The organism is Clostridium mobile (assembly GCF_018918285.1).
In the GTDB taxonomy this organism is placed as follows: Bacteria; Bacillota; Clostridia; order Clostridiales; family Clostridiaceae; genus Clostridium_AW; species Clostridium_AW mobile.
In genome coordinates, this window is the sequence record NZ_JAHLQF010000001.1 from 26383 (window position 1) to 45439 (window position 19057).

Annotated in this window: 25 protein-coding genes; 24 read left to right on the forward strand and 1 reads right to left on the reverse strand. The window is 29.5% G+C overall.

Annotated elements, in window-relative coordinates; genetic code table 11:
• Positions 1-67: 67 nt before the first annotated feature.
• The 22 genes from KQI86_RS00175 (at position 68) to spoVM (ending at position 16582) form a co-directional block, all read left to right on the forward strand.
• On the forward strand, positions 68-298 hold the full coding sequence (locus KQI86_RS00175; RefSeq protein WP_216437141.1) for a hypothetical protein: 231 nt from the start codon (positions 68-70) through the stop codon (positions 296-298).
• 63 nt (positions 299-361) lie between these two features.
• Entirely contained in the window at positions 362-547 is a 186-nt protein-coding gene (locus KQI86_RS00180) for a hypothetical protein (protein ID WP_216437142.1), read from the forward strand.
• Between the two features lie 60 nt (positions 548-607).
• Positions 608-733 carry a hypothetical protein gene (locus KQI86_RS20290; protein WP_281417142.1) on the forward strand — a complete coding sequence of 42 codons (126 nt, stop codon included), beginning with the start codon at positions 608-610 and terminating at the stop codon, positions 731-733.
• 16 nt (positions 734-749) lie between these two features.
• Entirely contained in the window at positions 750-899 is a 150-nt protein-coding gene (locus tag KQI86_RS00185) for a hypothetical protein (protein ID WP_216437143.1), read from the forward strand.
• Positions 900-1451: 552 nt separating this feature from the next.
• Positions 1452-2330: a YicC/YloC family endoribonuclease gene (locus KQI86_RS00190; RefSeq protein WP_216437144.1), complete on the forward strand. Its 879-nt coding sequence runs from the start codon at positions 1452-1454 to the stop codon at positions 2328-2330.
• 30 nt (positions 2331-2360) lie between these two features.
• On the forward strand, positions 2361-2630 hold the full coding sequence (remA, locus tag KQI86_RS00195; RefSeq protein WP_216437145.1) for an extracellular matrix/biofilm regulator RemA: 270 nt from the start codon (positions 2361-2363) through the stop codon (positions 2628-2630).
• Complete coding sequence (gmk, locus tag KQI86_RS00200) at positions 2630-3259, forward strand: guanylate kinase (protein ID WP_216437146.1); 630 nt, start codon at positions 2630-2632, stop codon at positions 3257-3259. Before remA ends, gmk begins: the two co-directional genes overlap by 1 nt.
• Positions 3240-3458, forward strand: a complete 219-nt coding sequence (rpoZ, locus tag KQI86_RS00205) for a DNA-directed RNA polymerase subunit omega (RefSeq protein ID WP_216437147.1) — start codon at positions 3240-3242, stop codon at positions 3456-3458. The genes gmk and rpoZ overlap by 20 nt, the downstream gene beginning before the upstream one ends.
• 2 nt (positions 3459-3460) lie before the next feature.
• The gene (gene coaBC / locus KQI86_RS00210; protein ID WP_216437148.1) at positions 3461-4657 is read left to right on the forward strand and encodes a bifunctional phosphopantothenoylcysteine decarboxylase/phosphopantothenate--cysteine ligase CoaBC; all 1197 of its coding nucleotides are present in this window, start codon (positions 3461-3463) and stop codon (positions 4655-4657) included.
• A gap of 82 nt (positions 4658-4739) precedes the next feature.
• On the forward strand, positions 4740-6941 hold the full coding sequence (gene priA / locus KQI86_RS00215; RefSeq protein ID WP_216437149.1) for a primosomal protein N': 2202 nt from the start codon (positions 4740-4742) through the stop codon (positions 6939-6941).
• Positions 6942-6958: 17 nt separating this feature from the next.
• Positions 6959-7408: a peptide deformylase gene (def, locus tag KQI86_RS00220; protein WP_216437150.1), complete on the forward strand. Its 450-nt coding sequence runs from the start codon at positions 6959-6961 to the stop codon at positions 7406-7408.
• Between the two features lie 8 nt (positions 7409-7416).
• Positions 7417-8346: a methionyl-tRNA formyltransferase gene (fmt, locus tag KQI86_RS00225; RefSeq protein WP_216437151.1), complete on the forward strand. Its 930-nt coding sequence runs from the start codon at positions 7417-7419 to the stop codon at positions 8344-8346.
• 12 nt (positions 8347-8358) lie between these two features.
• Positions 8359-9042 carry a zinc metallopeptidase gene (locus KQI86_RS00230; RefSeq protein ID WP_216437152.1) on the forward strand — a complete coding sequence of 228 codons (684 nt, stop codon included), beginning with the start codon at positions 8359-8361 and terminating at the stop codon, positions 9040-9042.
• A 68-nt stretch (positions 9043-9110) separates the two neighbouring features.
• Positions 9111-10433, forward strand: coding sequence for a 16S rRNA (cytosine(967)-C(5))-methyltransferase RsmB (rsmB, locus tag KQI86_RS00235; RefSeq protein ID WP_216437153.1), 1323 nt, complete (start codon positions 9111-9113; stop codon positions 10431-10433).
• Positions 10434-10441: 8 nt separating this feature from the next.
• Complete coding sequence (gene rlmN / locus KQI86_RS00240; RefSeq protein WP_216437154.1) at positions 10442-11488, forward strand: dual-specificity RNA methyltransferase RlmN; 1047 nt, start codon at positions 10442-10444, stop codon at positions 11486-11488.
• A gap of 3 nt (positions 11489-11491) precedes the next feature.
• Positions 11492-12238: a Stp1/IreP family PP2C-type Ser/Thr phosphatase gene (locus KQI86_RS00245; protein WP_216437155.1), complete on the forward strand. Its 747-nt coding sequence runs from the start codon at positions 11492-11494 to the stop codon at positions 12236-12238.
• Positions 12213-14084: a Stk1 family PASTA domain-containing Ser/Thr kinase gene (gene pknB / locus KQI86_RS00250; RefSeq protein ID WP_216437156.1), complete on the forward strand. Its 1872-nt coding sequence runs from the start codon at positions 12213-12215 to the stop codon at positions 14082-14084. Before KQI86_RS00245 ends, pknB begins: the two co-directional genes overlap by 26 nt.
• 33 nt (positions 14085-14117) lie before the next feature.
• A complete protein-coding gene (gene rsgA, locus KQI86_RS00255; RefSeq protein ID WP_216437157.1) occupies positions 14118-14987 on the forward strand; it encodes a ribosome small subunit-dependent GTPase A in 870 nt (289 codons plus the stop codon).
• Positions 14984-15637: a ribulose-phosphate 3-epimerase gene (rpe, locus tag KQI86_RS00260; protein WP_216437158.1), complete on the forward strand. Its 654-nt coding sequence runs from the start codon at positions 14984-14986 to the stop codon at positions 15635-15637. The genes rsgA and rpe overlap by 4 nt, the downstream gene beginning before the upstream one ends.
• Positions 15634-16269, forward strand: a complete 636-nt coding sequence (locus tag KQI86_RS00265) for a thiamine diphosphokinase (protein ID WP_216437159.1) — start codon at positions 15634-15636, stop codon at positions 16267-16269. Before rpe ends, KQI86_RS00265 begins: the two co-directional genes overlap by 4 nt.
• Before the next feature lie 97 nt (positions 16270-16366).
• Positions 16367-16498 (forward strand): hypothetical protein, encoded by a 132-nt coding sequence (locus KQI86_RS20295; protein WP_281417217.1) that lies wholly within the window; start codon positions 16367-16369, stop codon positions 16496-16498.
• Positions 16499-16513: 15 nt separating this feature from the next.
• Entirely contained in the window at positions 16514-16582 is a 69-nt protein-coding gene (gene spoVM / locus KQI86_RS20565) for a stage V sporulation protein SpoVM (protein WP_216438250.1), read from the forward strand.
• Between the two features lie 51 nt (positions 16583-16633).
• On the opposite strand, the gene rpmB is transcribed toward spoVM, so the two are convergent.
• Positions 16634-16825, reverse strand: coding sequence for a 50S ribosomal protein L28 (rpmB, locus tag KQI86_RS00275; RefSeq protein WP_216437160.1), 192 nt, complete (start codon positions 16823-16825; stop codon positions 16634-16636).
• Between the two features lie 203 nt (positions 16826-17028).
• Here rpmB and KQI86_RS00280 point away from each other — a divergent pair, with 203 nt between their 5' ends.
• Positions 17029-17379 (forward strand): Asp23/Gls24 family envelope stress response protein, encoded by a 351-nt coding sequence (locus KQI86_RS00280; protein ID WP_216437161.1) that lies wholly within the window; start codon positions 17029-17031, stop codon positions 17377-17379.
• Between the two features lie 14 nt (positions 17380-17393).
• Complete coding sequence (locus KQI86_RS00285; protein ID WP_216437162.1) at positions 17394-19019, forward strand: DAK2 domain-containing protein; 1626 nt, start codon at positions 17394-17396, stop codon at positions 19017-19019.
• Positions 19020-19057: the final 38 nt, after the last annotated feature.

Consider the following 19057-nt stretch of genomic DNA (forward strand, 5'->3'; position numbering starts at 1 on the left):
AGATTTGTATAATTTTCAATAAAAATGTGTTATCATTATATAATAACATAGATAAAGGAGAATTAAAGTGAAAATTACAATTGTGTGTTTTATTGGAGATTATGCAATATGTAAAAATGAAGAAACAGGAGAAGTATTCAATATAAATTCAAAAGAGCTTAAAGATATTAAAGAAGGAGATAAAGTTTCTTTTGTTAATGGTAGTTATATAAAGGAGGAAAAAGAGAAGCAAATAGATTGGAATAAATGCTATATATATGATGACGTAATTATAGAAATGGATGATTTAACTAAGTAGTTTTAAAATAATTTGAATAAAAGACCTACCTTCATGAATATATATCAATGGAGGTGTTTATAAATGAAATTAGAAATTAATACTCAATTTGGACCTGAGCGTCATACTCTAAATAGTTATCAGAATAAAAAATTTAAGGAATGGTTTGAAAACCCAAACAGCCCTAATGTATTTACTTATTGGAAGGCCGGTTATAACTGGCACATAATAAAGCCTCAAATAATTAATTTAAAATATATTGAAGATTGATTTTTAGAATAATGCCCCTTTCAATGGATAAAATAATCCTATAGAAAGGGGTGTTTTATTATGCCAATAAAAGGTAAATTAAAAAATCAACAACTTAAAGCCATGGGCATAGATAGAGTAGATAATGGTGAAATAGAGCATAAAGAAGATAAAAAGAACATTAAGAATAGAAATAATAAAAAATAAAAAAGGAGGATATAGTATGGTTAAAGAAAAAGAAAAACTTCCTCATGCAAAAGCTTTTAAAAGGGCTAAAAAAATGTTGGATAATAGTAAAAGCATATCAGATGTTTTGCAGGAAACTGACTTAAATCATAAAGATGTATTAAAGATAAAAAACGAAGATAGGTAGCAATATAAAGAGAGTCATAATTATGATTCTCTTATTTTGTATAGTTTACATAACTCGAATTATGTAAACTATACAAAATGTAAACCGTAGTGACATTTATACTTTTAGATATTATGATAAAAACTTAAAGAAATAAAATTAAATTTTAATGAAGTAAAAAGGGGAGAATTCTATTTAGTGAGCATTAACGTATAAATCCTTATAAATTTATAATATGAAAATAATATTGTTTTATGCAATTATGACACGTATAATTAAATAGTTAGATTAAATTAAAAGCTAATTAGTTTAATGCAATATGGTAGGAATGAAAAATCTGTAGAGATTAGATACTTTTCAAAGGATTATAAAGAGTTTATAATATGAGCGGATTTAGGGTAGGATATGCTATAACTAATGATTAAGAATATTTTAAAATGTCACGCTATAATCCAATTTAATGAGGAAATGAGAGCATGTTTTGAAATAATGCAAAATATGCTTGAATTTATTATAAGTATATATGTATAATTAGTATATGTTAAGCTACAGGGAAATGGAAGGATGAATATTATGATTAAAAGTATGACTGGATTTGGAAGGGCAACTTATGATGACACCATCAGAAGCATTACAGTGGAAATTAAAAGTATAAATCATAGATATTGTGACTTAAACGTAAAAATGCCTAAGAGTCTTATATCTTTAGAAGAAAGAATTAGGAGTACAGTACAGGAAAAGATTCATAGAGGAAAAATAGATATATTTATTACTTTAAATACATATGATAAAAGAGACTTAAAACCAAGATTAAACAAGACATTAGCAGATAATTATTATGAATGTTTAAAAGAAATTAAAAATAGTTACGAAGTTTATAATGATATTTCAATATCCCTAATAGCTAGATTTCCTGAAGTAATTACTCTTCAGTATGAAGAAGATGATATAGAAGAACTCTGGACTTGTCTGTCAAATCCATTAAAAGAAGCATTAAACCTATTAATTCAAATGAGAGAGAGAGAAGGAGCAAAACTTAGAGATGATATTAAAGATAAATGTGATAGGATTACTGCTACTTTGGATATAATAAAAGAAAAATCCCCTATGGTTCCAATAATGTATAAAGAAAAATTAACATCACGAATTAATGAATTGTTGGAAGATGGAAAAATTGATGAAAGCAGAATAGCTATGGAAGTAGCGATTTTTGCAGATAAAGCTTGCATTGATGAAGAAATAGTTAGATTAAGCAGCCATTTAAAACAAGTGAAGGATACTTTAAATTTAAAAGATCCCGTAGGTAGAAAACTTGATTTTATAGTTCAAGAAATGAATAGAGAGGCTAACACAATTGCCTCAAAGGCAAACAATTTAGATATATCTAATTTAGCGTTAGAAATAAAAAATGATATTGAAAAAATTAGAGAACAAATTCAAAATATTGAATAATATAATATTTATGTAAATAGGAGGATTTCAATGAGTATTAAACTGATAAACATAGGGTTTGGAAATATTGTTTCAGCAAATAGACTTATAGCTATTGTAAGTCCTGAATCTGCACCAATAAAGAGAATAATTCAAGAAGCAAGAGATAGAGGGATGTTAATAGATGCTACATATGGTAGAAGGACTAGAGCTGTTATAATAACAGATAGCGATCATGTAATATTATCAGCTGTACAGCCTGAAACAGTTGCACATAGACTATCAGTTAAAGAAGATGATGAAGTTGAGGTTGAAGAGTAATGAATAAACCAGGTTTACTTATCGTTATTTCTGGACCATCTGGTACCGGAAAAGGTACAGTATGCAAGGCATTATTAGATAGAAATGATTTTTGGATATCTGTATCTTCTACTACTAGAAGGCCTAGAGTAGGTGAAGTGAATGGGGAAAGCTATTATTTTTTGTCAAAAGAAGAATTTCTTGATAAAATAAGTGAAAATGATTTCCTAGAATATGCAGAAGTGTATGGAAATTATTATGGAACCCCTAAATCAAAAGTTATAGAAATGATTGAAAGTGGCGAAGATGTAATATTAGAAATAGATATTCAAGGAGCTTTAAAAGTAAAAGAAAATTATCCTAATGGAGTATTTATATTTATACTTCCACCTTCAATGGAGGAATTAAAAAAGAGAATAACCAATAGAGGCACAGAAACAGAAGAATCTTTGATGACAAGATTTAAATGTGCTTATAAAGAAATAAATTATCTATCAAAATATAACTACGCAGTAGTTAATGATGAAGTAGAAGACGCAGTTAATAAAATAGAAAGTATAATATTAGCTGAAAAATGCAGAGTTGATAGAATAAAAAGTACAATATTAGATTCCAAGGAGGGACTTATACATGAACAACTCTATGATTAATCCATCAATTGTAGAATTATTAGAAAAAGTAGATAACAGGTACTCTTTAGTAGTAATGGCTTCTAAAAGAGCTAGACAGCTTATAAGCAATGAAGAACCTTTAATAGAAACTGAATTGAAAAAGCCTGTAACCGTTGCGATAAATGAAATACATTCTGGTGCAATAACTTATGAAACTCTTAAAGAAGGTATAAAATAAACATGGAAGATAAAAAAACTGTAGTTATTGGTGTTACTGGTGGAGTGGCTGTTTACAAAGCTTTAGATGTTATAAGCAGATTAAGAAAAAAAGACATTGAAGTTCATATAATTATGACTAAATCTGCCTGTGAGTTTGTTAACCCCCTTAGCTTTCAAAGCTTAAGTCAAAACATGGTTATTACAAACATGTTTGATGAACCAAAGCATTGGGAGATACAACATATTTCTTTAGCTAAAAAAGCAGACTTACTTGCAGTTATACCAGCTACTGCCAATATTATAGGTAAGGTTGCTAATGGTATAGCTGATGACATGCTTTCAACTACCATTATGGCGACAAGATCTACCGTGGTATTTGCACCAGCTATGAATACGAATATGTATACAAATTCGATTGTTCAAAACAATATTGAAAAATTAAAAGACCTTGGTTACAAGTTTATAGAACCTGAAGCAGGAAGATTAGCCTGTGGAGATACTGGTAAAGGCAAACTAGCTGATACAGAACTTATCGCAGAACATATAATTAGCATGTTATATCCTGTGAAGGATTTACAAGGAAAGAAAGTATTAGTTACAGCAGGACCAACACTAGCACCTATTGACCCAGTAAGATATATAACAAATAGATCTACAGGGAAAATGGGCTATGCAATAGCTGAAGAAGCAAGAGATAGAGGGGCAGAAGTAATTTTAATTTCAGGACCAACAAATTTGAAGGAACCTTTTGGAATAAAAATAATTCAAATAAATACCAATAAAGAAATGTATGATGAGGTATTAAAATATTATGATAATCAAGATATTGTAATTAAATCTGCTGCAGTAGCAGATTATAAACCTAAAAGTTACTCTGAAAAGAAAATAAAAAAATCAAGAGATGAATTCAACTTAGAATTCGTTCAAGATATGGATATATTAAAAAGTCTTGGTGAAGTTAAAAAGAAGCAAATCTTAGTTGGTTTTGCAGCTGAAAGTCATGATTTAATGGAAAATGCTCAATCTAAGTTAAAAAGAAAAAATTTAGATTTCATAGTTGCCAATGATATAACTGGTGAAGGTATTGGATTTGCTTCAGAGGATAACAAGGTTTCAATAATATGCCGAGATGGCAATATAATTGAAACTTCAAAGACTTCTAAAAGAAAAATAGCTAAGGAATTATTCGATGTTATATTAAAAAATATTAATAAATAGTAATTTTTAAAGGGGCAAATATTCGTGTAATGCGAAAAAAGCCTCTTTTATTTAGTATATTTAAATTTTAAAGGGTGATTGTGTGTTAAAATACGCCGGAATAGTAATTAACAGCAACTCGATTCAGCTGGATAGAATATTTACTTATTCTATTCCAGAAAAGTTTTTAGACAAAATTGAAATAGGTATGAGGGTGTACGTTCCTTTTGGACTAGGAAATAAAAAAATAGATGGTTTTGTCATAGAGTTGTATGACGAAATTGACACCTCTATGTCATTAAAAGCTATATCAAATATTGATTATAGCTTTCCAGTATTAAGAACTGAAGACATAAAACTTATTGATATAATGAGAGAAAAATATTTATGTACATACATGGAGTGTATAAAAACAATTTTTCCCTCGGCTCTATTCAAGGGAGTTAAAAACAAAAAAGAAAATTATTTATTTGTTGGAGAAGATTTAAATAATAAATTCTCTAAAGAGCCTTATGTAACTATATATGATGTAGTAAGGAAGAATAACGGCAAGTTAACAAGGAGTTTATTAAGCAATAAATTTAAACTTTCCCTTTCATCTATAAATACAATGATTAAACATGGATTTTTAATTAGTAAAGAAATAGTTGTAAATAGATATAACGATAGAGAATACAAAGCTTACACAAAGAAAGAATTAAATTTAAAGCAAAAAGAAACTATTGATTTTATATTAAATTCTGATAAGATAAATTATTTAATTCACGGGATCACCGGAAGTGGAAAAACTGAGATATATATGAATTTAGTAGAAGAAATGATCAATAAAAATAAGGAGTGTATTATTTTGGTTCCTGAGATTGCGTTAACTCCTCAAATGGTGGAGAGGTTTAAAGGTAGATTTGGAAAGGATATTACTGTATTTCACAGTAAGCTTTCTGATGGTGAAAAATATGATGAATGGCTTAGGGTTAAAAAAAGAAACGTTAAGGTGGCTATTGGCGCTAGGTCAGCTATATTTTTACCTTTTAATAACTTAGGGTTAATAGTAATCGATGAAGAACATGAGTCTAGTTATAAATCTGACAGCGATCCTAAATATAACGCTAGAGAAATAGCTGAGATGAAGAGTGAATTTTACAATTGCAAAATTGTTTTAGGAACAGCAACCCCTTCTATAGAGACTTATTATAGGTGTGAAAAAGGGGAAATTCAGCTCATAACCTTAGAAGAGAGAGCAGATGGTGCTAAATTACCGGATATATCTGTTGTTGATATGAGAGAAGAATTGCTAAATAATAACAAATCAATATTCAGTATAGAATTACTAAAGGGAATGGAAGAAGCACTAAGCAAGAAGGAACAAATTATATTATTTTTAAATAGAAGAGGATTTTCAACTTTTGTTTCTTGTAGAAAATGCGGTTATGTTTTTAAATGTAACCAGTGTGATATATCGTTGACTTATCATTTTTCAGAGGAATATTTACTTTGTCACTATTGTGGTAGTAAACAAAAAGTTAGTAAAGACTGTCCTAAATGTGGCAGTAAATATGTAAAATACTTTGGAGTAGGAACAGAAAAAATTGAACAGGAAGTAAAAAAGCTTTTTCCGGGCAGCAGGACATTAAGGATGGATTTTGATACTACTAGGAGAAAAAACTCCTATGAAGATATATATAACACTTTTAAAAATGGAAAAGCTGATATATTAATTGGTACTCAAATGATAGCAAAGGGATTGGATTTTAAAAATGTAACCTTAGTAGGTGTTATAGCTGCTGATTTATCATTAAATCTACCAGATTTTCGAGCATCTGAAAGAACATTTCAGCTAATAACACAAGTGTCTGGTAGAGCTGGAAGAGGAGAAAAGCATGGGAAAGTAGTAGTTCAAACTTATAATCCCGATAGTTACGCTATAAAATATTCAACTGAAAATAATTATAATTCTTTTTATAATGAAGAAATTAAAATCAGAGACCTTATGAATTATCCTCCATATGTAGAACTCATGTTAATAAACTTATCTAGCGAAAATGAGGATATATTAATAAAAAGTATACAAAATGTTGGCATAATTTTAAAAAATTTCTTTAAGAATAATGATAAAATAGAGCTATTAGGACCATGTCCTTGTGAAATATCTAGAATAAACAATAATTTTAGATGGCAAATAATTATAAAAGGAAATTTAACTAATGAGGAAAAAAAATATGTTAAAGAAAGAATTTATTCCTCTTTAAAAGATGTGTATAATAGTATTAGAGTTAGCATAGATGCTAACCCATTAAGCTTAATATAATATTTGGAGGTATAGTTATGGCATTAAGAAATGTAAGAAAATATGGAGAAGAAGTTTTAAGAAAAAAAAGTAGACCAGTAGAAAAGATAGATGATAGATTACAGGTATTATTAGATGATATGTTAGAAACAATGTACCATAACAATGGAGTAGGATTAGCAGCTCCACAGGTTGGAATTTTAAAAAGAGCTGTGGTAATAGATATAGGAGAAGGACCAGTATTTTTAATTAACCCTGAAATAATTGAAGAAGAAGGTTTTTGTGTTGATGAAGAAGGATGTTTAAGCATTCCAGGGGAAGCTGGAAGTGTAAAAAGACCTTATAGAGTAAAAGTCAAAGCTTTAAATAGAGCAGGAGAAGAAATAACAATTGAGGGAGAGGATTTTATGGCAAGGGCTTTATGCCATGAAATAGATCATTTAAATGGAATATTATTTGTAGACAAAATTATTGAAAGCGAGGAGTAATATCAATTATGAAGATAGTTTTCATGGGTACTCCAGATTTTGCAGTACCTTCTTTAAAAGCTTTAATTAATGAATTTGAAGTAGAAGCTGTATTTACACAACCAGATAGACGTAAAGGAAGAGGTAAAAAACTTGGAATGTCTCCAGTGAAAGAAATAGCCATACAGCATAATATTAAAGTTTTTCAACCAGAAAATTTAAAGAAAGATAATGAATGTATAGAAGAGTTAAGAAATATAAACCCAGATTTTATAATTGTAGTAGCTTATGGACAAATATTATCTAAAGAAATTTTAGATATACCTAAATATGGTTGTATTAACTTACATGCATCCATTCTTCCTCGATATAGAGGAGCTGCACCAATAAATTGGGCAATTATAAAAGGAGAAAAAGAAAGTGGAAATACCACTATGCTTATGGATGAAGGATTGGACACAGGAGATATGCTTTTAAAAAGCGTATACGAAATTAAAGAAGAAATGACCTACGGTGAACTTCATGATATGATCATGGAAGATGGAGGAGACCTTTTAATAAAGACTATAAAAGGACTATTAGAGGGAACAATAACAAGAGAAAAGCAAAAAGATGGGGACTCTTGTTATGCTCCTATGCTATCAAAGGAGACAGGACGCATAAATTGGAATTTAGATAATAGAAGTATAAATAATCTAATTAGAGGATTAAGTCCTTGGCCTTTAGCTTTTACAACATATAATGATGAAATTATGAAAATATATAAATGTAAATTAATAGATGAAAAATGTGATAATGAAGCAGGTTATATAATGGAAGTTTCTAATCAGGGTATAAAAGTAGCTACAGGTGAAGGCGCCTTATTAATACAGAAAATACAGTTCCCTTCTAAAAAGCCAATGTTAGTAGAAGAATATATAAGAGGAAACGAAATACAAAAGGGGACTATTTTGAAATAAAGGAGGAATTGTATGTTTTATTTTGATAGTACAATGATAATTTTATTACCAGCATTATTGATATCAGCTTGGGCTCAGATGAAAATAAGTTCAACTTATGAAAAATACTCTAGATTAAGAAGTTCTAACGGTTATACAGGTGCTCAAGTAGCTAGAAGATTATTAGATGGTCATGGTCTTCATGATGTTCCAATAGAAATTGTTCGTGGAAAACTTACTGATCATTATGATCCGAGAAGTAGAGTTATGAGACTCTCATCTGAGGTGTATCACGGCACATCAGTAGCAGCTATTGGAGTAGCTGCACATGAAACAGGTCATGCATTTCAACATGAAGAAAGGTACTCACCTTTAGTAATAAGAAACAGTATTGTACCTGTTGCAAATATAAGTTCAAGATTATCTTGGGTAATATTTTTCGTAGGTCTTGTTTTTTCAATACCAAGCCTATTAGAAGTGGGAATTTATTTATTCCTAGGGGTAGTAATATTTCAATTGATTACATTGCCAGTGGAATTTAATGCATCAAATAGAGCAATGAATGTTCTAGAAGGAACAGGAATACTTTATGGTGAAGAAGCAGATGGAGCAAGAAAAGTATTAAGAGCTGCTGCAATGACTTATGTAGCTGCTGCAATAACCGCAATTTCACAGTTATTAAGGTTAATTGCATTAAGTAATAGAAGAAGAGATTAATTTTAGAAAATGTATGGATTTTATCCATACAATTTTCTTTATTATATTGAAGAAATCGAGGTATAGTGATGACGGATAGCAGAAAAATAGCATTGAATATACTTTATGATGTTTTTTATAAAAACTCATATTCTAATATAGTATTAAATAATACTTTAAGTAAATATGACTTAAAAGATGTAGATAAAGGATTAATTACTGAAATTGTATACGGAACAATTAAATATAGATATTCTATAGATAGAATTTTAAGTAATTTTTTAAAAAATGATATAAATAAAACGGATAAGGAAATTTTAAATATTCTAAGAATTGGAATATATCAAATTAGATATTTAGATAAAGTACCTAATTTTGCAGCAGTTAATGAATGTGTAGAATTAGCAAAAGAAAAATCAAAAAAAGCCTCCGGCTTAGTAAATGGCGTCTTAAGAAATTATATAAGAAGAAAAGATGAGGATTTTTTCAAAGGAAATGAAATAGAAAGACTATGCTTTGAGTATTCTTTTCCTAAATGGATAGTGGATTTATTTTTGAAACAATATGGAACCGAATACACAAAAAAAATACTAGAAGGTTTAAATTGTAAACCTAATGTTACTGTAAGGGTAAATAATTTAAAAAGTAGCTACGAAGAAGTATGGGACATATTAGTAGAAAATAATTATAATGTAAAAGAGGGATACATATGTCCTGAAGCAATTGATATAATTAAAGGCAAAAGTATAGAAAATAATCCTTTATTTAAGAATGGATATGTTACTGTTCAGGATGAAAGTGCAATGCTTGTAGCACCTTCTATGGAGCTACAAGAAGATATGATTGTTTTAGACCTTTGTAGTGCTCCTGGAGGTAAAACCACTCATATTTCTGAGATAATGAATAATACCGGTAAAGTTATGGCTTTTGATTTACATAAAAATAAATTATCATTAATAAAGGACAACATGAATAGATTAGGAATAACAAATACTTCTTTAAATGTTATGGATGCTACTATATATAATGATGATTTAAAAGATATAGCTCATAGGGTTTTAATTGATGTACCTTGTTCTGGGCTAGGCATAATTAGGAAAAAACCTGAGATTAAATATACTAAACAAACTCAATCTTTAAAATCTCTAATAGAAATACAAAGAAAAATTTTAGCAAATGCTTCATCATATGTAAAAAAAGATGGTATTTTATTATATTCAACATGTACGTTAAATAAAGAAGAAAATGAAGAAAATATAAAATGGTTTTTAGAAAAATATAAAGAATTTAAAATAGAACCTATTTATTTTGGCAATACGTCAAATTTAATATATAATAATGGTCTTGTTACTGTACTGCCAAATGAAAATATGGATGGATTTTTTATTGCTAGACTAAGAAAACAACGGTAGGTGTATATATGGAAAATATATTAGATTATTCAATAGAAGAATTAAAAATTTGGCTAGTTAATAATGGAGAAAAAGGATTTAGAAGTAGTCAAATATTTGATTGGATTTATAAGGAAGTTTATGATTTTGATAATATGAAAAATTTATCTTCAAATGCTAAAGAATTATTAAAAAATAATTTTTATTTTAGCATACCTGAAGTGGTGAGAAAAATAGAATCCAAAGATGGAGGAACTATAAAATTTTTATTTAAATATAGTGACGGAAACATAATAGAATCCGTAGTAATGAAATATAAGCATGGTAATTCTATATGTGTGTCTACACAAATTGGATGTAGAATGGGTTGTAATTTTTGTGCATCAACTATCGGTGGAATGGTTAGGAATCTTACTCAAGGAGAGATTTTAGGGCAAATACTAAGAGCATCCTCAGAAATAAAGGAAAGAATTAGCAATATAGTAATGATGGGAAGTGGGGAACCACTAGATAATTTTGAGAATGTATTTAAATTTATAGAATTAGTAAATTCATCACAAGGACTAAATATAGGACAGCGACATATTACCTTGTCAACTTGTGGAATAGTGCCAAAAATAATAGATTTAGCTGATAAAAATATGCAAATAACTTTAGCTATATCTCTTCATGCTCCTAATGATGAATTGAGAAAAACTATGATGCCTATCTCAAATAAATATAAAATATGTGATATAATTGAAAGTTGTAAATATTATATAGAAAAGACCAATAGAAGAATAACCTTTGAATATGCTTTAGTAAAAGATGTGAACGATAGCGATAAACATGCAGAAGAACTTGGGGAACTTCTCAAAGGGATGCTTTGTCATGTTAATTTAATACCAGTAAATGAAATAAGAGAAAATAGCTTAAAAAAATCTTCTTCAGAAAATATTAAACGCTTTAGTAACATTCTATTGAAAAAAGGAATTGAAACTACAATTAGAAGAGAGATGGGGGCAGATATAAATGCTGCCTGCGGACAATTAAGGAGAAGTTATATAGAAGATAACAATATTTATAAAGGGGTGTAGTGCATGGTGGGCATATTGTCTGATATTGGAAATTATAGGAGCGTAAATGAGGACTCTGTTGGGCATTTTAAAAATGATAATTTTGCAATATATATAGTTGCAGATGGTATGGGTGGTCATAATGCTGGAGAAATAGCAAGCAAGTTAGCAGTAGATTCAATAATAGATTCGTTAAAAAAATTAGATTCTATTGAGGATGGAGGAAAGTTATTAGAAAGTTCTATAGAACATGCAAATAGTTTAATTTATAAACATTCAAGAGAGAAGTCCAATTTAAGTGGAATGGGTACTACAATTACTGCTTGTCTCGTTTATGGAGATGAGATGGTAATTGGAAACGTGGGAGATAGTAGATGTTATATAATTAATAAAGAAAATAATATAATAAAGATAACAAAAGATCATTCACTAGTACAACAACTGTTAGATGATGGGAGTATAACAGAGGAAGAGGCTGTGGTTCATCCTAATAAAAATATAATAACGAGAGCTCTAGGTACAAATCCTTCTATTTTAGTTGATATCTTCGTAATAAATTTAAAAGATATCAGAAAAGTACTACTGTGTACAGATGGATTAACTAATGATGTTACTCCTAATCAAATATATGATATAATTATGAAAAATAATTGTTGTGATGCAAGTAAATTGCTTGTAGAATTGAGTAAAGAAAAAGGCGGAAGAGATAATATATCAGTTATTGTATTCGAAGGAGAGTGTAAAGATGATAGATACTTTACTGGGAAATAGGTATAAACTATTAGAAAAAATAGGAGAGGGAGGCATGGCTGAAGTATATAAAGCTCAGTGCCAACTCCTTAATAGATATGTAGCTGTAAAAATTCTTAAAGATGAATTTTCAAGAGATAGTCAGTTCGTAGAAAAATTTAAAAGGGAAGCAACAGCAGCAGCTAGCCTTTCGCATAATAATATTGTAAATATATATGATGTAGGATCACAAGATGGTGTAAACTACATAGTAATGGAATATGTAAAAGGAAAAACATTAAAAGAAGTAATATTAGAAAGAGGAATCTTAAATAACGAAGATGCAGTGGATATAGCTATTCAAATAGGCAAAGCTTTAGAATGCGCCCATAGAAATAATATAATACACAGAGATATTAAACCTCATAATATACTTGTAACTGAAGAAGGTCTAGTGAAGGTGGCAGATTTTGGTATTGCCAAGGCAACAAATTCAGCAACAATAACAAATACTTCAAAAGTTATAGGATCAGCTCACTATTTTTCACCAGAACAGGCTAAGGGAAGCTTTGTTGACTTTAGAACGGATATATATTCTCTTGGTATAGTTATGTATGAAATGGTTACAGGAAAAGTACCTTATGATGCTGAAAGCCCAGTATCAGTAGCTTTAAAACATATTCAAGAAGAGGTTGTTCCTCCATGTAAGATAAATCCATCTCTTTCGGAAGGATTTAATAGTGTAATTTTAAAATCTATAGAAAAAGAAGCTATAAAGAGATATCAAAACATTGGAGATTTATTAGTAGATTTAAATAAAGTAAAAAATAATGAACCGGTAAATATTATATTAGGAAATCTTGATAATGATAGAACGAGAATTATGGATGCTGTAAATGTAGATGAGGAAGAAGAATATTTAGAGTATGATGAATTAGAAGATGAGGATGATTATCTACTACCAATCAGTAAGAATAAAAAAATGATAATTGCTATTACTTCTATAATTTTAATTTTAGTTGTAGGTTTTACATCTGGATATTTTTTATTCAACAAAGTTCTTAATAAATCACCTAATGATTCGAAAAAAAGTATAGCTGTTCCTAACATTATTGGACTTAAAGAAGATGAAGCAGAGAAAGCTATAGAAAAAGAAGGATTAGTTTTTCTAGTTGCTGGAACAGAGAGAAGTGATGAAGCAGAAGGAACAGTAATTAGAACCAGCCCTTCTGAAGGAACTCCAGTAAAACCAAATTCTGAGGTAAGGGTTATCATTAGTAGTGGAAAAAATGGTACAAATGTACCGGATTTAAGAGACATAGATGTAGAAGTGGCAAGAGATATGCTGAATAGATTAAATTTAAAATTAGGTGAACCAAGTTATAAATATGATGATACTGTACCTAAAAACTGTATAATAAGTCAAAGTCCAAGCAAAGATACCAGTGTTCAGCCTGGAACAGTTATAGAAGTTGTTGTTAGTAGTGGACCTGAAGTAAATTATGTGTCTGTCCCAAGTTTGAATGGAAAAACATTAGAAGAAGCTAGAGCTATATTAGCTGGATACAATTTAAAATTAGGAAAAGAAAATCCTGTTAGGACTAATGATGAAACTTTACATGGTAAGATATTTAAACAGAGTCCAGAAGTAGGTGCTCAAGTGAAAGAAGGTAGTATTATAGATATAAGCTACTATCATTTTGGTGATGGAGTTCCTGGTGAAAATCCTGGAGAAATAGCTGATAGCGGTGTAGATATTAATTATAATGAAAGTATGTTAGCTAATGCCATTAATGAGGATGTTACTACTGAAGATGCTAATATAAATAAATATAAAAACCAAAACAATAACAAAAATCATAATAATAAGAATAAAAATAATAGTTAAGTAGAAGAATCTTAATATAATCTAGGAGGTAACATGCAGGGATTAATCGTAAAAGGTATTGGTGGATTTTATTATGTTAAAGTTGAAAACGGAATAGTTGAGTGTAAGGCTAGAGGCAAATTTAGGCACGATGATCTTATTCCTATGGTAGGAGATAAAGTAGAGATATCAGCCACAGAAGGTAAAGGAACTATTGAAAGGATATGTGATCGATACAATGTGTTGCCTAGACCAGCTGTTGCTAATGTTACTCAAGCATTAGTTGTATTTTCACTAAAAAATCCCGATATAAATGAAGACTTGCTAAATAAATTTTTATTACTTTGCGACTATAGCAAGCTTAAATCAATAGTATGTTTTAATAAAATGGATTTAAGCAAAGATGAAAAAGAAGAGCAAGCTATAATAAATATGGTAAAAGACGCAGGGTATGAAGTTTTATTTCTTCAAGCTAAAACTGGCACAGGTATTGACCAAATAAAAGAAAAATTAAAAGATAATGTAACTGTACTCTGTGGTCCTTCCGGTGTTGGCAAGTCAACAATTTTAAATAATCTAGCAGGAAGAGAGCTTATGGAAATAGGTAATATAAGTGAAAAACTAAAAAGAGGAAAGCATACAACTAGGCATAGTGAATTAATAGAATTATGTGATGGGTATATTGTAGATACACCTGGATTTTCATCTTTAAGTAGTGATTTTATATCAAAAGAGGAGCTTCAATACTGTTTCCATGAGTTTAATGATTATTTAGGTGAATGTAAGTTTTCAAGCTGTGTTCATCATAAAGAACCTGGTTGTAATGTAAAAAAAGCAGTTGAAAATGGAAATATAAATAAGATGAGATATGATTTTTATATAAAAATGTTAGAAGAAAAATTAAAGGAGAGGATATACAAATGATTAAAATAGCCCCTTCAATACTTTCATCAGATTTTTCAAAACTGGGGGAGGAAGTTAAAAAGCTAGAAACTTATAAGGCTGACATAATTCATATCGATGTTATGGATGGAAGATTTGTGCCTAACATTACCTTTGGTATGCCTGTTATAAAGAGCATTAGAGGCTTAACAAGCCTCCCTTTTGATGTTCACCTGATGATTGAGGAGCCTAGCAGATATATTGAAGATCTTGCTAAAGTAGGTGCTGATATTATTACTGTACATTATGAAGCAGATAGACATATAGATAGAACAATAAATTATATTAAAAGTTTTGGAGTAAAGGCAGCGGTAGCATTAAATCCTGGAACTCCAGTAAGTGTAATCAAGGATTTAATTCCTTCTTTAGATATGGTTTTAATTATGTCCGTTAATCCAGGATTTGGAGGCCAAAATTTTATACCTTATGCATTAGAGAAAATAAAAGAACTAAATAAACTAAGAAATGAATTTAATAAAGATTTAATTATAGAAGTAGACGGTGGTATTGATGCTTCAAACATTAAGGAAGTAGTGGAAAGTGGTGCTAACTGGATTGTTGCAGGTTCAGCAGTGTTTAAAGGCGGCCATATAGAAGAAAATATAAGTAGATTAAAAGAGGCAGTAAAATGAAAACATTAATTGTCTCCGGAGGACAACCCCCATCACTTGAGCTATTAAATGAAGAACTAATAGATACAGATTATATAATTTGTGCAGATAAAGGTGGAGAAGTATTATATAAATATGGTATAGAACCTGATATTATATTAGGAGATTTTGATTCTATAGATAAAGATACTTTAAATTATTATAAAGAAAAACACATTATAGTAGATTCTTTTCCATCAGAGAAAGATTTTACTGACTCTTATGCTGCATTAGAAAAAGCCTTAGCTATAGGAAGCGATAAAATAGCATTTTTGGGATGCACAGGTAATAGATTAGATCACATATTAGGCAATCTAGGATTATTATACTGTTGTTTAGATAATGGAGTAGACTCTTATATTAAAGATGGTAACAATCTGATTAGATTAATAAATAAATCTTGTATAATTAAACCTAATGGCTATAATTATTTTTCATTGATTAGTTATGGAACCTCTGTCACTGGAATAACTCTTATAGGAGCTAAATATCCCTTAAATAACTATACATTAAAATTAGGAGAATGTTTAGGAATATCTAATGAATTTAATGAACCACAAGTTGAAGTACAATTTAAAGAAGGATTATTACTTTTAATACAAAGTAAAGAATAAGTTTAGTAACTTTTTTTAACAATACGCATATAATATTAACATAAGTATTCTTGAAGGGATAATAATGTAAAAAATGAAAAAGAAAGTTAAATCAAAATTGGGACTGATTATTGGTTCTATAGGTATGGGAATAGTAGTGACATTTATTATCCCTGTTTGGGGATGGATAATTGCCGTAGGTGTAGGACTAATATATCTTGGTTGGTGTTTGATTCAACAATACAAATAGTGGCGAGGTGGGTCTATGAAAATTGTGGCTATAAAGCTTCCTAAATTTTTATCTTCAATAATAAAGTTTATACTTAGAAAATAAAATAGTACTTAAAAATAAAAAAATGCAATTGAAATCAATTGCATTTTTTACTTATATAGCACGCTGAACCTTGCCAGAACGTAGGCATCTTGTACAAACATGTATAGTTTTAGGTGTTCCCTTAACTATTGCCTTTATTCTTTTTAGGTTTGGAGCCCAAGTTCTTTTTGACTGACGATGTGAGTGGCTATACTGAACTCCAGCTATTACGCCTTTTCCACAAACTTCACACTTTCTTGACATTGAAAACACCTCCTTTACAAATTGAGATGAATTAAACCTTCTCAATTCGGACGTATATTATTCTATCATAACTTGTATAATTTATGCAATAGTATTCTAGCATTTAATTCGATAATAGATTATAATTATCGTATATTTCCTTGAATAAATTCCATATTTAATATAAAATAGGTTTAAGGATTTAAGCATAAGGAGGGTTAACTATGATAGGAAACATTTCTAATAATTATGGATATATTAATTTCTCTGAAGAGGTATTAGGAAATATAGTTGGAGTATCTACTATGGAATGCTATGGTGTAGTTGGAATGGCATCTAAGAATGCTACTGACGGATTATGGGAATTGCTAAAAGGTGAAAATCTAAGCAAAGGTGTTAAAATAAACTCCAAAGATAATAAATTATTTATTGAGTTATATATAATAGTTGAATATGGCACAAAAATATCTGTCATAGCAAGCAATATAATTCAAAAAGTAAAATATACTGTAGAAAACTACACAGGATTAAAGGTTTCAAATATAACAGTGAATGTGCAAGGTGTGAGGGTCTAAGGAGGTAGCTAAAAATGGAACACTTAATGATTGATGGTCGTCATTTTTACAATATGATGATAAACGGAAGTAATAAGCTTGAGGAAAGTAAAGACTATGTTAATTCTTTAAATGTTTTTCCAGTGCCAGATGGTGACACTGGAACTAACATGTCAATGACATTTAAATCAGCAGTTTCTGAAATAAAAGGTATGGATAACGAACCTATAGGAGTTATTGCGAGAAGTCTTGCTAAAGGTGCTTTAATGGGAGCAAGAGGAAACTCAGGAGTAATATTATCTCAGATACTTAGAGGGATAGCAAAAGGATTAGAGGATAAAACTGAAGTTAATTCAGAAGAATTAGCTAATGCATTTTTAGAAGGTTCAAGGTCTGCATATAAAGCTGTTATGAGACCGACTGAAGGAACTATTTTGACTATTATAAAAGCTGCTGGAGAAGCTGCTGTTAAAAGTAAACATAAGGATATTAAAAATCTTATGGAAGAAGTGTGCTCTTATAGTCAAATAACTTTAGATAAGACACCTGAAATGCTACCTGTCCTCAAACAAGCTAAAGTTGTAGATGCTGGCGGAGCAGGATTGCTTATTATTTTAAAAGGAATGTATGAAGTGTTAGATAAAGATTTAAAGTCTTTATCTATAATTGACTCTACTAATGAGACTAATAGTGAATCTATAATTAAGGATTTTGGAGAACAAAATATAGAATTTGGATACTGCACAGAATTTTTTGTGGTATCAAATAATATTGATATAGATGAATTTAAAAATGATATATCACAACATGGTGATTCAATGTTAGTTGTAGGTGGAGAGGGATTAGTTAAAGTACATATCCATACTAATGATCCAGGATTAGTTTTATCTAAGGCGGTAAAACTAGGCTCTCTATCAAAAATTAAAATAGATAACATGAGAGAACAACATAAGCATATTATAGAGGAATCGGAAAATATTAAAGAGGAAACAAATGAAGAAAAGAAAGAATTTGCTTTCGTTTCTGTTGCATTAGGAGAAGGAATCAAAAATATTTTTAAGGATTTAGGTGTTGACTTTGTTATAGAAGGTGGTCAGACTATGAATCCTAGTACAGAGGATATTTTAAATGCTGTAAATAAAATAAATGCTGAAAACATATTTGTTTTACCAAATAACAAAAACATAATAATGGCAGCAACTCAGGCAGCAGAATTATCTGACAAAAAAGTTTTTGTAATACCTACAAAAACAATACCACAGGGAATTACTGCGATTACTACTTTTAATGGAGATATTGAAGCTGAACAAAATGTTAAAAACATGGAAGAGGCTATTTTAAATGTAGGGACTGGATCCATTACTTACGCTGTTAGAGATACAGAAATGGATGGAAAGGTTATTACAGAAGGAGATATAATAGGATTAATTGAGGGCAAAATAAAAGAGACTGGCAATGATATCTTTGATGTTTGCAAAAATTTGATTAAGTCTATGGTTAATGAAGATACTGAACTTATTACAATTTTCTACGGTGAAAATTGTAATGAAGAACAAGTTGTTGAATTTGTTAATGAGTTAGAAAGTGAGTACGAAGATTTAGACATTCAATGTTATAATGGAGAACAGCCTTTATATTATTTTATTTTCTCCGTAGAGTAAATAATGAACTTATATATACAATAAATTATCATCTATTA